Genomic DNA, 14,445 nt, shown 5'->3' on the forward strand with positions numbered 1-14,445 from the left:
GAACAGCTTGCGGACCTCGTAGAGCTCCTTCTCCGAGCACGAGGCGATGTCGGTGCCCTCGATGACGATCGAGCCCTCGTCGGGCTTGATCAGGCCGATGAGGGCCTTGAGGAAGACCGACTTGCCGGTGCCSGACGGGCCCAGCATCACCGAGATCTCGCCGGCGGGGAGGGTGAGCGTCACGCCCTTCCAGATGAGCTGCTTGCCGAACTGTTTGGTCAAGTTCGTCACCGCAACGTCGACGCCCATGTGTTCCCTCTTCCCTACGTCCGCTGACCCGGAGCATTGCTGCACTTGCACAACGCAGCGAGGTGGCGCACGTTACGCACCGCCCGTGGTGGGCGTCACGTGACGACGGCCACCGCGAACGGGACCGTACTCGTGAGTAGCCCCGCGGGTCAACCGGGGTCCACCCCCGCGGCCAGAGGGTTGACAGGATGCCCGGTCACTGCATCCGGGCCACGCCCGGGGCGCCAGGCGGCCGCGTCCCGAGGTGGCGCCGAAAAGCGACAGGGCCGGCAGAGCGTGCGCTCTGCCGGCCCCGGGTGCTGACCGAGGTCAGCGAGGGGTCACTTGAGGGTGACGGTGGCGCCGGCGCCCTCGAGGGCCTCCTTGGCCTTGTCAGCGGCCTCCTTGTTGACCTTCTCGAGGATCGCCTTCGGGGCGCCCTCGACGAGGTCCTTCGCCTCCTTGAGGCCGAGCGAGGTCAGCGCGCGGACCTCCTTGATGACGTTGATCTTCTTGTCACCAGCGGCCTCGAGGATGACGTCGAACTCGTCCTGCTCGGCGGCGGCCTCGCCACCGGCCGCGGCACCGCCGGCGGCGGGGGCAGCGGCAACGGCAACGGGGGCAGCGGCGGTGACGCCGAAGGTCTCCTCGAACTGCTTCACGAACTCGGAGAGCTCGATGAGGGTCATCTCCTTGAACGCGTCGAGGAGCTCGTCAGTGGTGAGCTTCGCCATGGTGGCGTGTCCTTTCTCAGATGGCCTGGCCGCGTACTGCGGGCGGGCCGGGTTTCAGGTGGTGTACGTCGGCCTGGATCAGGCGTCGGTGGACTCGGTCGCCTCGTCAGCAGCGGCCTCGGCGGCCGCGGGGGCCTCCTCAGCAGCAGCGTCCTCGGCGGCCGGGGTCTCCTCGGCAGCGGCCGGCGTACCGGCACCACCTGCGAGGATCGAGGGGTCCTCCTGCGCCTTCGCCTCCAGGGCGCCGGCGAGCCGGGCAGCCTGGGCGAGCGGGGCGTTGAGGAGGTAGACGGCCTGGCTGAGCGAAGCGAGCATCGCGCCCGCCAGCTTGCCCAGGAGCACCTCGCGCGACTCGAGGTCCGCCAGCTTGGCGATCTCGTTCGCGTCGAGGATGTTGCCGTCCAGAACGCCACCCTTGATCACGAGGGTGGGGTTCGCCTTGGCAAAGTCACGCAGACCCTTCGCCGCCTCGACGACGTCGCCCGTGATGAAGGCGATCGCGGTCGGGCCGGTGAGGAGGTCGTCGAAGCCGTCGATGCCCGCCTCCTTGGCGGCGAGCTTGGCCAGCGTGTTCTTGACCACGGCGTAGTTGGCGTTCGCACCGAGGGAGCGGCGGAGGTCCTGCAGCTCCTTGACGGTGAGACCGCGGTACTCGGTCAGCACAGCGCCTGCGGCCTCGCTGAAGTGCTCAGCGATCTCCGCGACGGCGGCCTGCTTGTCTGCCCGCGCCATGGGTCTCCTTCCGGTGGGGACCGCCGCACTCGTCCGGGAAAGACGAACGCCCCGAGCGCAGGCGCTCAGGGCGTGGACATCGCGGGCTTGCCCGCGTCGTTCTGCTCTGATCCCCTGCGCAGGCCGTCCACTCTCGCGGAACCTTCGGCCCGGACTGGTAGCCCGGACAACCGGCGGTCTTAAGGTTTCGACGACGAGGGTACGACGGCGCCCGCTCCCGCCCCAAATCCACGAGCAGCCCGACGCTGCCCCCGCGGGGCCGATGCGGCACGATGGTGCCGTGACCTCCGCGACCCCTCTCGCCGACCTGTCCGCCGACGACCTCGCCGCGCGCCTGACGGCGGTGCGCGCCGACTACGACGCGCTCAAGGAGCGCGGGCTGAAGCTGGACCTGACGCGGGGCAAGCCCGGAGCCGACCAGCTGGACCTGTCCAACGGGCTGCTGACCCTGCCGTCGTCGTACAAGGACCGCTCGGGCACCGACGTCCGCAACTACGGCGGCCTCGAGGGCCTCGCCGAGCTGCGCGAGATCTTCGCCGACCTGCTGGGCGTCGACACCGCCGACGTCGTGTGCGGCGGCAACTCGAGCCTGACGATGATGCACCAGGTCATCACCTGGATGCTCCTCAAGGGCGGGCCGGACTCCCCGCGGCCGTGGTCGCAGGAGCCGGTCGTGAAGTTCATCTGCCCGGTGCCCGGCTACGACCGCCACTTCACGATGCTCGCCGAGCTCGGCATCGAGATGGTGACCGTCCCGATGACCCCCGACGGCCCGGACCCGGTCGCCGTGCGCGCGCTCGTCGCCGACGACCCGGCCATCAAGGGCATGTGGATCGTGCCGACCTACGCGAACCCGACCGGCGCGGTGTGCTCCGCCGAGGTCGCCGCCGAGCTGATGGCGATGCCGACCGCGGCCCCGGACTTCCGGATCTTCTGGGACAACGCCTACGCCGTGCACCACCTGACCGAGGTGGAGACCAAGAGCGCCGACGCGCTCGGCCTCGCTGCGGCGTCCGGCCACCCCAACCGGCCGGTCATGTTCGCCTCGACCTCGAAGATCACCTTCGCGGGCGCCGGCGTCGCCGCGCTGGCCGCGTCGGCGGAGAACAAGGCGTGGTACCTCGAGCGCCTCGGCTTCGCCGCCATCGGACCGGACAAGGTCAACCACCTGCGCCACGTCGAGTTCTTCGGTGACGCCGACGGTGTGCGCGCGCACATGCGCAAGCACCGCGACCTGATCGCGCCGAAGTTCGCCGCGGTCGAAGAGGCACTCACCTCCCGCCTGGCCGGCCTGGGCATCGCCGAGTGGACGGTCCCGACCGGCGGCTACTTCGTGAACCTCGACGTGCTCGACGGCACCGCCTCGCGCGTGGTCGCCCTCGCCAGGGAGGCCGGCATCGCGCTGACCCCCGCCGGCTCGGCCTTCCCGCACGGCGACGACCCGAACGACCGCAACATCCGCCTCGCCCCCACCTTCCCCGTGCTGGAGGAGGTCCAGGCCGCGATGGCCGGGGTCGCGGTCTGCGTGGAGCTGGCCGCGCTGGAGTCGCTGACGCAGGGCTGAGCCGGTGGCGAGGGAATCACCTCCTCAGCGGTGATTCCCTCGCTTCCTGACCGTTGCAACGGTCAGGAAGCAGCAGGACCGGTCAGGAAGTGGCGCCCGGACGGCAGGGGCAGCGGTCGCTAGGCAGGCTGGAACGGCGACAGCGAGAGCGTCGTGAACTGGCCGATGTCGGCCGCGTGGCCGTCGACCAGGGCGGGGACGGTGATCGGCACCTGGCCCGCGGCGAGCTGGACGACGACGATCGAGGCCTGCTCCTGCTCCGCACCGGCGAGGGCGCCGCTCCACAGCAGGTGCAGGGTCGCCTCCTCCCCCGGCGCGACCCGCACCGGGCGCCGGGGCACGGCGTTGCCACCGGCGTCGTGGTCACGGTGCCCGACCTCCGGTACGAACGTGGATCCCCACGTGCCGCGCACACCGATGCCCGGGACGCCCTCGACCACGCAGGACCGGTCGGAGGTGTTCCGCACGACAAGGGTCGTCACCCGGGTGCCCGCGGCGGCGTCGATGCCACGCAGGGACCCGGTGACGTCGTCCGGGCCGCAGTGGTCGGGGCCGGGGTCCACGGCGGCACGGGTGCGCAGCAGCGCCACCAGCGCGTCGCCCTGCAGCTGCTCGTCGGCCACCGGCGGGGCGCCGTCGGGGCTCTCGTCGTAGCCGGGCGGGACCTCCTCCAGCCCGGGCGGGGCGGTGGTGCCGCTCGGGCCGTCCGCCGCGACCGACGTCCCCGGTCCACCGGGCGGGCGGTCGTCCGTCCCGTCGGAGCAGCCGGCGAGCCCGCCGCTGAGGGCTCCGGAGAGCACGACGACGAGCAGGGGCGTCCCGAGGCGCAGCACCCGGTCACCCTACGCAGGCGCGTCGGGCTGCCCGCGAGCCGCCCGCGAACACCGGGGAACGGCGACGCCCGCCGCCCCTGCTGGGGACGGCGGGCGTCGTACGGCGTCGTGGGCGGCGTGTGCCGCCCGGTGCACCGGAGGCGTCAGGCGACCTCGTCCTCGACCGCGACGTTCTTGGTGCGGTTCGGGTCGACCTGGACGCCGGGGCCCATGGTCGTGGAGATCGTGACCTTCTTCAGGTAGCGGCCCTTGGAGCTGGCCGGCTTGAGACGCAGCACCTCCTCGAGGGCGGCGGCGTAGTTCTCGGCGAGCTGCTGCTCGGAGAAGGACGCCTTGCCGATGATGAAGTGCAGGTTGGCGTGGCGGTCGACGCGGAACTCGATCTTGCCGCCCTTGATGTCGGAGACGGCCTTGGCCGGGTCCGGGGTGACGGTGCCGACCTTCGGGTTCGGCATGAGGCCGCGGGGACCGAGCACGCGGCCGAGGCGGCCGACCTTGCCCATGAGGTCCGGGGTGGCGACGACGGCGTCGAAGTCCGTCCAGCCGCCGGCGACCTTGTCGATCAGCTCGTCGCCACCGACGAAGTCGGCGCCGGCCTCACGGGCGGCCTCGGCCTTGTCCGCGTTCGCGAACACGAGGACGCGGGCGGTCTTGCCGGTGCCGTGGGGCAGGTTGACGGTGCCGCGCACCATCTGGTCGGCCTTGCGGGGGTCCACGCCGAGGCGGAAGACGACGTCGACGGTCTCGTCGAACTTCTTCTTGCTGGCGGCCTTCGCGATCTTGATCGCGGCGAGCGGCGCGTAGAGCTCGTTCTTGTCGAACGTCTCGGCAGCCGCGCGGTAGGTCTTGCTGCGCTGCATGGTGATTCCTTAGTTAGAAGAGGAGGTGTGGTCAGCGGGCCAGCGCGGCCCTTCCACGAGTGATCAGGCCTCGACGGTGACGCCCATGGAGCGGGCGGTACCCTCCACGATCTTCATCGCGGCGTCGATGTCGTTGGCGTTGAGGTCGGGGAGCTTGGTCGTCGCGATCTCGCGCACCTGGTCCTTGGTCAGCTTGCCGACCTTGTCCTTGTGCGGGACGCTCGAGCCCTTCTTGAGGCCGGCGGCCTTCTTGATCAGCTCCGCGGCCGGCGGGGTCTTCGTGATGAAGGTGAAGGACCGGTCCTCGTAGATCGTGATCTCGACCGGGATGACGTTGCCGCGCATGGACTCGGTCTGGGCGTTGTACGCCTTGCAGAAGTCCATGATGTTGACGCCGTGCGGACCGAGCGCGGTACCGACCGGCGGAGCCGGGGTGGCCGAGCCGGCCTGCAGCTGCACCTTGACCAGTGCGGCGATCTTCTTCTTGGGAGGCATTCCTCTATCTCTTTCTCTCGTGGTCACAGCGAGGACGTCGTCCTCTGCCACTTGCTGCCGGGGCAACCCGGACATTCTTCCGCGTCTTCGCGCGTACGGCGAATTGCGGGGAGGCCCCGCCACCGGACCGGTTCGGTCCCGGGGCGTTCCTCGCGCCGGTCGTCAGGGGCAGCGCGCTCGCGCGCGCTCCGCTCAGACCCGCTGGATCTGGCTGAAGCTGAGCTCGACCGGGGTCTCCCGGCCGAAGATCTCGACCAGGGCCTTGACCCGCTGGGCCTCGGCGTTGATCTCGGTGATCGTGGCGTGCAGCGTCGCGAAGGCACCGTCGACGATGAGGACCGAGTCGTTGACGTCGAAGTCGACGACCTCGACCGGCTTCTTCGCCGGGGTGGCGGCCGTCGTACCACCAGCGGCGGCGGCGGCCTCGCTCTCGGCGGCAGCGGCGGTGACCACGGCCGGGGCGAGCATCTTCTCGACCTCGTCCATGCTCAGCGGCACGGGCTGGTGGCTGTGACCGACGAAGCCGGTGACCGACGGCGTGTGCCGCACGGCGGCCCAGGACTCGTCGGTGAGGTCCATGCGGACCAGGACGTAGCCGGGGAGGACGGTGCGCTTGACCATCTTGCGCTGGCCGTTCTTGATCTCCGCGACCTCCTCGGTGGGGACCACGATCTCGTGGATGTAGTCCTCCATGTTGAGGGAGTGGATGCGGTTCTCGAGGTTCTGCTTCACCCGGTTCTCCATGCCGGAGTAGGTGTGCACGACGAACCAGTCACCGGGCTTGGCCCACAGCTCGCGGCGGAACGCCTCGAGCGGGTCCTCGTCCTCGGCCTCGGCGGGCTCGTCACCCTCGGCAGCGGCGTCGGCGTCGGCGTCAGCGTCAGCCTCGACGTCCTCGGTGCCGGCGAGGTCGTCAGCACCCTCGGTGGACGCCTCGGGGGCGCCCTCCTCGATGGCCTCGGGGGCCTCGACCTGGTCGGCCGCCTCGTCGATCTCGGGGGCCGAGTCGTACTGCTCCGACACGTGCTGCTCCATCAGTTGTCCGAAAATGTCAACGACGACCCCACCCGGGAGGGCGGGATCAGATGTCGTCCGCGCCGGTGAAGATCTCGAAGGCGAGCTTGCCGAAACCGAGGTCCAGCAGCGACACGATCGCGATCATCACGAGGACGAACGCGAGGACGACGAAGAAGTAGGTCACCAGCTGCTCGCGGGTGGGGTAGACCACCTTGCGCAGCTCGGCGACGACCTGGCGGTAGAAGGTCACCGGCCCGGTGCGCTTCTCGGAGGGCTTGCCGCCGGAGGGGTCCTTGCGGCCCCCGCGGACTGCCGGAGCGTCCGACACGCTGCTCACCCTTTCGCCAGTCGTTCTTTCGTCATCTCTTGCAGGGCACGAGGGACTTGAACCCCCAACCTTCGGTTTTGGAGACCGATGCTCTGCCAGTTGAGCTAGTGCCCTCCGCGGCTTCCCCCGGCTCCCGCTCCCCGACCTCGTCAGGGCGCGACTCACCATGTGGAGGATCCACCAAGGGATGACTCTACCCATCCTGACCACACGGGTCCAAAGCCGGCCCGTCGCCCGGCCGTCGCCCGGCCGTCGCAGAGGCGCCACGGAGCCGTCGCGGCGCCCCCACGGGCGACCCGGCCACCCCTACGATGGCGGGCGTGCGGGACCTCCAAGCTTTGCCCAAGGCGCACCTCCACCTGCACTTCACCGGCTCGATGCGGCACGCGACGCTGCTGGAGCTCGCCGAGCGCGACGGCATCCACCTGCCCGACGCGCTGGTCTCGGAGTGGCCACCGCAGCTGACCGCCGCCGACGAGAAGGGCTGGTTCCGCTTCCAGCGTCTCTACGACGTCGCCCGCTCCGTGCTGCGCACCGAGGACGACGTGCGCAGGCTGGTGCGGGAGGCCGCCGAGGACGACGTCGCCGACGGCGGGCGCTGGCTGGAGATCCAGGTCGACCCGAGCGGGTACGGCGGCCGGTTCGGCGGGATCACCGCGTTCACCGACCTGGTGCTCGACGCCGTGCGCGAGGCGTCGGAGCTGACCGGCCTGGGGATGGCGGTGGTGATCGCGGCCAACCGCACCCGCCACCCGCTGGACGCGCGCACGCTGGCCCGGCTGGCGGCGCAGTACGCCGGGCGCGGGGTCGTCGGCTTCGGGCTGTCGAACGACGAGCGCCGCGGGCGCACCGAGGACTTCGGCCGGGCGTTCGCCATCGCCGAGCGGGCCGGCCTGCTGCTGGCGCCGCACGGCGGTGAGCTGCGCGGCCCGGAGCACGTGCGCACCTGCCTCGACACGCTGCACGCGGACCGGCTCGGCCACGGCGTGCGCTCCGCGGAGGACCCGGCCCTGCTGGACCGGATCGTCGAGGCCGGGGTCGTGCTGGAGGTGTGCCCGGTCTCCAACGTGGCGCTCGGGGTCTACTCCGACCTGACGTCGGTGCCGCTGCCGACGCTGCTCGAGGCGGGCGCGACGGTGGCGCTGGGCGCCGACGACCCGCTGCTGTTCGGCTCGCGCCTGGCCGGGCAGTACGCCACGATGCGCGCCGCGCACGACCTGAGCGACGCCCAGCTGGCCGAGCTGGCCCGGATGTCGCTGCGCGCGAGCCGCGCACCGAAGGACCTGCTGGACCGCGCGCTGGCCGACGTCGACGCGTGGCTGGCCGGTCCCGACCGGTGACCCCTGTGGTCCGACGGTCACGCGGAGGCGGTTTCGCCGTGCCTGCCGGATGGGAGGATGGGGGCCATGAGCGAGCAGCCGCCCCTGGCGTCACCGTCCGGCCCCGACCCCTCGTTCGAGCCGTACTCCGCCCCCGCCTGGGGTGACGTCACCGGCGAGACCGGCACCGAGCCGACCCGGATGGCGCCGCCGGGACCCGCCCCGACCGCGTCCTTCGGCGCCGCTCCCCCGCCGCCGGCCGCCGGCGCCCACGGGGTGCCCGGCACGCCCGGGGGCCCGGCTGCGGGTGAGGCCGGCTGGTCGCCGTACCCGGTGGCCCCGCAGGGCCAGAACCCCTACCAGGTCCACCAGCAGTTCGTGACCTACGGCGCCCCGACCCACCAGCTCGCGACCACCTCGCTGGTGCTCGGCATCATCGGCATCGCCGGGATCCTGCTGACGCCGATCTTCCTGATCACCTTCCTCAGCGCCGCGTGCTCGCCGTTCGCGATCTGGCTGGGCATCAAGGCGCGCCGCGAGATCCGGGCCAACCCCCGCCAGTACGGCGGCGAGGGCGTCGCCACCGCGGGCCTGGTGACCGGCATCGTCGGCCTCGTGCTCGGCGTGATCGGGCTGTTGCTGATCGTCGCGCTGTTCGCCTTCTTCGCGGCGATCTTCAGCGCCGCCTGAGCCGCCTCCGCGAGCGGCTCAGAGCTCGGCGCCGACCAGCACCGGCTCGTTGACGAGGGTGATCCCGAAGCGCTCCTGCACGCCGGCGCGGACCTCCCGGGCGAGGTCGAGCAGCTCGGCCGTGGTGGCGCCGCCCCGGTTGGTGAGCGCCAGCGTGTGCTTGGTCGACAGCGACACCCGCGCACCGGGGCGGTCGAGGCCGTAGCCCTTGCCGAACCCGGCGTGGTCGATCAGCCACGCCGCGCTGGTCTTCACCCGCCCGTCCGGCTGCGGGTACGACGGCGCCCCCTCGGGCACGGCGCCCGGCTCGACGAAGGGGTTGGTGAAGAACGAGCCCGCACTCCACGTGTCGTGGTCGTCGGGGTCGAGCACCATCCCCTTGCCGCGGCGCAGCCCGAGCACGGCCTCGCGCACCTCGGCCAGCGGCGCGCGCTCCCCCTGCTCGACACCGAGGGTGCGGGCGAGCTCGGCATAGGCGACCGGGGCGCTGAGCCCGTCGCGGCGCAGCCCGAAGGTCACGTCGAGGACCAGGTGCCGGCCGGGGTCGGCCTTGAACCGTGAGTGGCGGTAGGTGAACTGGCACTCCTGCCCGGTGAAGGTGCGCTCGCCGCGCAGCACGCGGTCCCAGACCCGGACCCGGGTGATCGTCTGGGCGACCTCCTGGCCGTAGGCACCGACGTTCTGGATCGGGGTCGCGCCGGTGGTGCCGGGGATGCCGGAGAGGGCCTCCACGCCGCTCCAGCCCTCCGCGACGGCGCGGGCGACGAGGTCGTCCCAGCGCTCGCCCGCGGCGACGGTGACGCCGACGGTGTCCCCGTCCCCCTCGTCGTCGACCTGCATCCCACCGCCGGTGAGGTGGACGACGGTGCCGGCGAAGCCCGCGTCGGCCACGACGAGGTTGCTGCCGCCACCGACGAGCAGCACCGGCNCGGTGACGGCTGCCACGAGCGCGTCGGCGTCCGGGCCGGCGGGGCCGCCGAGCCGCAGGGTGGTGAGGTCGGCGAGGGCGGGCTCAGGCACGGACGGTCGCCCTGGGCGCCCCGAGCACCTTGGTGCCGTCGACGGTGACCTCGAGCGCGAGCTTCAGCAGGCCGTCCTCGGTGCGGTCGCCGACCGTGCCGGCGACGGTCACCTGCGCGGCCCCCTCGGCAGGTACGACGACCGGCTGGGTGAACTTCGCGCCGATCTCGACGACCTCGGCGCCTCCGGTCCACTCGGCGGCGGCGCGGCCGACGAGGGCGAGGGTGTACATCCCGTGCGCGATCACGCCGGGCAGGCCGACGGCGAGCGCGACCTCCTCGTCCTGGTGGATCGGGTTGTGGTCACCACTGGCGTGTGCGTAGGCGACCAGGTCGGCGCGGGTGACGTCGAAGGTGATCGTGGGCAGCGCGGTCCCGCTGGTCAGCTCGCTCATCAGGCACCTCCGCGGTGGACGAGGGTGGCGGTGGCGGTGCAGACCAGGGCGCCGTCGGCGTCGGTGATCTCGCTGGAGGTGCTGATGATGTCGTTGCCGCCGATGGACCGGACACCGGTCACGGTCAGCGTCGCGGTCAGCTCGTCACCGACGACGACCGGGCGCTGGTAGGTGAACCGCTGGTCGCCGTGCACGATGCGGGAGAGCTCGACCTGCTCGGCGGCGAGGAAGTCCTGCAGTGCGGCGAAGGTCACGACGATGGGGAACGTGGGCGGGACGGTCCCGTCCCCGGCGCCGGCACCGACGGCCGAGGCGAAGGCCGAGACGGCCTCCGCGGTGACCGGGCGGGGCTGCGTCGCGGGGAAGGCGCGTCCGACCAGGGAGGCGTCGATCGGCATGCGTCGACCCTAGTCCGGCGCTCGGGCTACTCGCGAGTCGCGTGCGCCCTGGGCCGGTGCACCACGCCTCCAGCCGGGTACCGGGCGTTCCTCCCGGTGGTTGAGGTGCGAGGCCGCCCGCGGCCGAGCCTCGAAACCACCGGGCCTGCGGGGCGGACTGTGCTGGGCACAGCCCGGTGCACCGTGACCGCAGGTTTCGAGGCTCGGCGCCGGGGCGCCTCGCACCTCAACCAGCGGCGGGAGGGCGCAAGCACCGGCACGCGCTCGGGCAGTGAGCTCCGGTTGGCCGCCAGGCGGGCTGTGCCACCCGCCGGGGGCAACGGCGTGCGCGGCAGCGCGGCGCCCGCGCCGAAGCGTCGAGGGCAAGCGCGGGCCGAGCGGAGCGAGTGCCTGCGCGCAGCCCTCGACAGGCGACGCGCTCGCGCGATCATGCGCTGCAACGACGACGACCCGCCGGCCCTATCGGGGGCGGCGGGTCGTCGGAGCGCTGGTGGCGCTGGGGTTCAGCGGGTCTCGCGGTGCGCGGTGTGCTTGCGGCAGCGCGGGCAGAACTTCGACAGCTCGATGCGGTCGGGGTCGTTCCGGCGGTTCTTCTTCGTGATGTAGTTGCGCTCCTTGCAGTCCACGCAGGCAAGCGTGATCTTGGGGCGAACGTCAGAGCTCTTGCTGGCCACGAGGATTCCTTCGGGATGCGTCTTGGGGGTGCTGCTGGAACTGCTTCGTCATCTGGCGTAGCGGGGGCGGGACTCGAACCCGCGACACCACGATTATGAGCCGTGTGCTCTAACCACCTGAGCTACCCCGCCAGGGGGTCAGGGCACCCGCGTCCCCGGCCGTTGTTCTGGCCGGTTCGGCGGACCCTTGCTCCCAGAGCCCCTTTACGGAATCGAACCGTAGACCTACTCCTTACCATGGAGTCGCTCTGCCGACTGAGCTAAAGGGGCAACGGCCGAGAACTATATACGCGCCCCCGTGCCGCGCGAAATCGGCGGCACCATCCACGGATCGGGCCACCTCCCCGGCCTCTTCCGGACGCCGCGGGAGTGCCCGGATCAGTCCTGGATCCGGGCGAACGGGACGGCCTCCTCGAGCTCGTAGGCGAGCTCGATCAGCAGGGCCTCGTGGCCCGGCGCGGCGCCGAACATCATCCCCTGGGGCAGGCCGCCGGCGGTGGTGGCGAGGGGCAGCGAGATGGCCGGCGCGCCGGTGATGTTCTGCCACGGGGTGAAGGCGACCCAGTCGAGCAGGCGGTCGATGATCACGTCGTGCTCGAGGGTGGGGTCGAGGTGGCCGACCCGCGGCGTGGCCGTCGCCAGCGTCGGGGTCAGCGCGACGTCGTACCGCTCGTGCCAGAGCTCGGCCTGGTTGGCCGCGCGCTTGAGGCGGGTGATCGCGCCGGGCAGGCGGTGCAGGTTGCGGCGCGCGTGCCGGGCGAGGCCGAGGGTGAGGTTGTCGTGGCGGGTGCGGTCCCAGCTGCGGCCGTGGCGGGCGCGGCCGGTGGTGAGCATCACCTGGGCCAGCATCGCCCAGTAGAGCAGGAAGTCGTCGGCGAACCCGGGGCCGACGGGCACCTCGGCCTCGGTGACGGTGTGGCCGAGGTCCTCCAGCAGCGCGGCGGTCTTCTCGGTCAGCGCGGCGGTCTCGGGGTCCGCGCCGCGGCCGACGCCGGACGTGTTGAGCGCGACCCGCAGGCGGCGCTTGATCGGGCGGGTGAGGTCACCGACGGGCGGCAGCTCGAGGTTGCGGTGGACCCGCTCGGCCTCGCGGTAGAACGCGGCGGTGTCGCGCACGGTGCGGGTCACCACGCCGTCGGAGACGATCCGGATCGGCATGTCACGGAAGAGCTTGTCCTGGGCGAGCCGGCCCCGGGTCGGCTTGAGCCCGACCAGGCCGTTGACCGCCGCCGGGATGCGGATCGAGCCGCCGCCGTCGTTCGCGTGGGCGATGGGCACGGCGCCCGCGGCCACCAGCGCGGCCGCCCCGGAGCTGGACGCCCCGGCGGTGTGCTCGGTGTTCCACGGGTTGCGGACGGCGCCGAGGCGCGGGTGCTCGGCGGAGGCGCTGAAGCCGTACTCCGAGAGCTGGCTCTTGCCGAGCGCGACCAGGCCGGTGGCGAGGTACTGGTCGGCGAAGTCGCCGTTGCGGCGGGCCGGGCGCGGGTCCCAGGCGTCGGTGCCGGCCATCGTGGGCATGCCGGCGACGTCGACGTTGTCCTTGACCAGCGTGGGTACGCCGGCGAGGAACCGGCCGGTCTCGTCGGGGCCGCCGGCGGGCACGGTGCCCGCCTCGGCGCGTGCGCGGTCCCAGGCCTTGTAGGCGATCGGGTTGAGGTCGCCAGCGACCTTCTCGATGCGGGCGATGGCGGCGTCGACCGCCTCGCGGGCGGAGACCTTGCCGGCCCGGAGGTGCTCGGCCAGCCCGACCGCGTCGAGGTCGCCGAGGGCGTCGTCGGTGAAGGAGTGCACGCGCATGGTGGGAACCTAACCGGACCTCGGGGAACCCGCCGCGCGACACGGTCGGATTTCCCCCGAAGAGGGCACCGGCAGCGGTGCCGCCCTGGCTCGGTCAGGACAGGGCTCGGTCAGAACAGGACGACGGCGAGCAGCGGCACCAGGATGCTGATCGCCAGCGCGGACAGGCCCATCGAGAGCCCGGCGAAGGCGCCCTCGGTCTCGTCCTCCTGCAGCATCCGCGAGGCCCCGACGCCGTGCGAGACCGCGCCGACCGCGAGCCCGCGGGCGCGACGGTCGCGGATCCGGAGCAGGTTGAGCGTCGCCGGCCCGACGACCGCGCCGAAGACGCCGATCAGGATCACCAGCACCGCCGCCACCGGGGCGATGCCGCCGACCGCGTCGGTGACCGCGATCGCGACCGGGGTCGTCGCGGACTTCGCGGTCAGCGTCTTCTCGAGCCGGTCGTCGGCCCCGAGCGCCCGCGCGATGAGCACCGCGCTGACGATGGACACCGCGGCGCCGACCACCACGGCCACCAGCATCGGGACCACGAAGCCGGTCAGCCGGCCGGCCTGCCGGTGGAGGGGCACGGCGAGGGCGACCGTCGCGGGACCGAGCCAGAACGCGATCATCTGGGTCGCGGAGACGTAGTCGTCGTACTCGACGTCGAGGAGGGTGATCCACGCGCCGACGATGACGATGGCGACCAGCACCGGCTGGGCGATCGCGTGGCCGCCGAGCCGGTTCTGGAGCTTGCGCCCCAGCTGGTAGCCGATCAGGGTCACCGCGAGCAGGCCGAGCGGGGAGCGCAGGACGTCGACGACGTCGTCGACGGCGTTGGCGATCACGTCGCTCATGCGGTCGCCTCCGCCGGCGGGTCGCCGAGGTCGTCGCGCGGGCGGCCGAGCAGCCGCTCGAGGCCGACCGCGGTCCAGCCCACGACGACCAGGCCGAGGAACCATGATCCGAGCACCGCGACGGTCACCGGGAGCACGTCGCGGCCGAGGACCGATGCGAACGCGACGACACCCACCCCGGCGGGGATGAAGAACAGCTGGAGGTGGCGGAGCAGGCCGGAGCCCGCGATGACGATCGAGCCGCTGTCGTCGTACCGGCGCAGGCGGAGGTAGGCGAAGAGCAGCAGCATCCCCACCACCGGGCCGGGAACGGGCAGGTCGAGGACCCGCACCACCAGCTCACCGAGGAGCTGGAACCCGACCAGCCAGGTCAGGCCAGCGATCACCGGCGCTCCCTCAGCCGGGCGTTGGGCAGGGCGGGCGCCGGGATCGGCGGCAGCGGCTGGTCCGGTACGACGCCGAAGCGGCCGGCCGCGACGAGGCGGCTGTCGCCCTCGTCGCCGGCGACGATGCTGATCTCGTC

Annotated in this window: 18 protein-coding genes and 3 tRNA genes; 3 read left to right on the plus strand and 18 right to left on the minus strand. The window is 72.3% G+C overall.

What is annotated here, in order from left to right:
* The 3 genes from L615_RS08785 to rplJ all read right to left on the minus strand — a co-directional run.
* On the minus strand, window positions 1–249 hold a 249-nt coding region (locus L615_RS08785), incomplete at its 3' end, for an ATP-binding cassette domain-containing protein (RefSeq protein ID WP_145724822.1).
* A gap of 320 nt (window positions 250–569) precedes the next feature.
* Complete coding sequence (gene rplL, locus L615_RS08790; protein ID WP_028654820.1) at window positions 570–962, minus strand: 50S ribosomal protein L7/L12; 393 nt, start codon at window positions 960–962, stop codon at window positions 570–572.
* Window positions 963–1,040: 78 nt separating this feature from the next.
* Window positions 1,041–1,694 (minus strand): 50S ribosomal protein L10, encoded by a 654-nt coding sequence (gene rplJ, locus L615_RS08795; protein ID WP_028654821.1) that lies wholly within the window; start codon window positions 1,692–1,694, stop codon window positions 1,041–1,043.
* A gap of 262 nt (window positions 1,695–1,956) precedes the next feature.
* On the opposite strand from rplJ, the gene L615_RS08800 reads away from it, so the two are divergent.
* The gene (locus L615_RS08800) at window positions 1,957–3,258 is read left to right on the plus strand and encodes an aminotransferase class I/II-fold pyridoxal phosphate-dependent enzyme (RefSeq protein WP_036517064.1); all 1,302 of its coding nucleotides are present in this window, start codon (window positions 1,957–1,959) and stop codon (window positions 3,256–3,258) included.
* 119 nt (window positions 3,259–3,377) lie between these two features.
* Here the strand turns inward: L615_RS08800 and L615_RS08805 are convergent, their stop codons facing one another.
* The 6 genes from L615_RS08805 to L615_RS08830 all read right to left on the minus strand — a co-directional run bounded on the left by L615_RS08805 (window position 3,378) and on the right by L615_RS08830 (window position 6,905).
* Complete coding sequence (locus L615_RS08805; protein WP_145724823.1) at window positions 3,378–4,091, minus strand: DUF4232 domain-containing protein; 714 nt, start codon at window positions 4,089–4,091, stop codon at window positions 3,378–3,380.
* A 143-nt stretch (window positions 4,092–4,234) separates the two neighbouring features.
* Window positions 4,235–4,951, minus strand: coding sequence for a 50S ribosomal protein L1 (gene rplA, locus L615_RS08810; RefSeq protein WP_028654824.1), 717 nt, complete (start codon window positions 4,949–4,951; stop codon window positions 4,235–4,237).
* Between the two features lie 63 nt (window positions 4,952–5,014).
* Window positions 5,015–5,446 carry a 50S ribosomal protein L11 gene (gene rplK / locus L615_RS08815; protein WP_028654825.1) on the minus strand — a complete coding sequence of 144 codons (432 nt, stop codon included), beginning with the start codon at window positions 5,444–5,446 and terminating at the stop codon, window positions 5,015–5,017.
* Between the two features lie 192 nt (window positions 5,447–5,638).
* Complete coding sequence (gene nusG / locus L615_RS08820) at window positions 5,639–6,481, minus strand: transcription termination/antitermination protein NusG (RefSeq protein WP_145724824.1); 843 nt, start codon at window positions 6,479–6,481, stop codon at window positions 5,639–5,641.
* Window positions 6,482–6,527: 46 nt separating this feature from the next.
* Window positions 6,528–6,791: a preprotein translocase subunit SecE gene (secE, locus tag L615_RS08825; protein WP_028654827.1), complete on the minus strand. Its 264-nt coding sequence runs from the start codon at window positions 6,789–6,791 to the stop codon at window positions 6,528–6,530.
* Between the two features lie 41 nt (window positions 6,792–6,832).
* Window positions 6,833–6,905 (minus strand) — tRNA-Trp (locus L615_RS08830).
* Window positions 6,906–7,111: 206 nt separating this feature from the next.
* Between L615_RS08830 and L615_RS08835 the strand changes: the two genes are divergently transcribed.
* Window positions 7,112–8,131 (plus strand): adenosine deaminase, encoded by a 1,020-nt coding sequence (locus tag L615_RS08835; protein ID WP_028654828.1) that lies wholly within the window; start codon window positions 7,112–7,114, stop codon window positions 8,129–8,131.
* Window positions 8,132–8,197: 66 nt separating this feature from the next.
* Window positions 8,198–8,800, plus strand: coding sequence for a DUF4190 domain-containing protein (locus L615_RS08840; RefSeq protein WP_186449787.1), 603 nt, complete (start codon window positions 8,198–8,200; stop codon window positions 8,798–8,800).
* Between the two features lie 18 nt (window positions 8,801–8,818).
* Here the strand turns inward: L615_RS08840 and L615_RS08845 are convergent, their stop codons facing one another.
* The 9 genes from L615_RS08845 to L615_RS08885 form a co-directional block, all read right to left on the minus strand.
* Complete coding sequence (locus L615_RS08845) at window positions 8,819–9,820, minus strand: UDP-N-acetylmuramate dehydrogenase (protein WP_145724826.1); 1,002 nt, start codon at window positions 9,818–9,820, stop codon at window positions 8,819–8,821.
* On the minus strand, window positions 9,813–10,214 hold the full coding sequence (locus L615_RS08850) for a MaoC/PaaZ C-terminal domain-containing protein (protein WP_145724827.1): 402 nt from the start codon (window positions 10,212–10,214) through the stop codon (window positions 9,813–9,815). Before L615_RS08850 ends, L615_RS08845 begins: the two co-directional genes overlap by 8 nt.
* The gene (locus tag L615_RS08855; protein ID WP_028654831.1) at window positions 10,214–10,612 is read right to left on the minus strand and encodes a MaoC family dehydratase N-terminal domain-containing protein; all 399 of its coding nucleotides are present in this window, start codon (window positions 10,610–10,612) and stop codon (window positions 10,214–10,216) included. Before L615_RS08855 ends, L615_RS08850 begins: the two co-directional genes overlap by 1 nt.
* A gap of 503 nt (window positions 10,613–11,115) precedes the next feature.
* Window positions 11,116–11,286: a 50S ribosomal protein L33 gene (gene rpmG, locus L615_RS08860; protein ID WP_028654832.1), complete on the minus strand. Its 171-nt coding sequence runs from the start codon at window positions 11,284–11,286 to the stop codon at window positions 11,116–11,118.
* Window positions 11,287–11,344: 58 nt separating this feature from the next.
* Window positions 11,345–11,418, minus strand: a tRNA-Met gene (locus L615_RS08865).
* Between the two features lie 65 nt (window positions 11,419–11,483).
* Window positions 11,484–11,556, minus strand: a tRNA-Thr gene (locus L615_RS08870).
* Between the two features lie 108 nt (window positions 11,557–11,664).
* Window positions 11,665–13,083: an amidase gene (locus L615_RS08875; RefSeq protein ID WP_145724828.1), complete on the minus strand. Its 1,419-nt coding sequence runs from the start codon at window positions 13,081–13,083 to the stop codon at window positions 11,665–11,667.
* 110 nt (window positions 13,084–13,193) lie between these two features.
* The gene (locus tag L615_RS08880) at window positions 13,194–13,922 is read right to left on the minus strand and encodes an LrgB family protein (RefSeq protein ID WP_145724829.1); all 729 of its coding nucleotides are present in this window, start codon (window positions 13,920–13,922) and stop codon (window positions 13,194–13,196) included.
* The gene (locus L615_RS08885; RefSeq protein WP_145724830.1) at window positions 13,919–14,308 is read right to left on the minus strand and encodes a CidA/LrgA family protein; all 390 of its coding nucleotides are present in this window, start codon (window positions 14,306–14,308) and stop codon (window positions 13,919–13,921) included. The genes L615_RS08880 and L615_RS08885 overlap by 4 nt, the downstream gene beginning before the upstream one ends.
* Between the last annotated feature and the right edge of the window lie 137 nt (window positions 14,309–14,445).

The organism is Nocardioides sp. J9 (assembly GCF_007829375.1).
In the GTDB taxonomy this organism is placed as follows: domain Bacteria; phylum Actinomycetota; class Actinomycetes; order Propionibacteriales; family Nocardioidaceae; genus Nocardioides.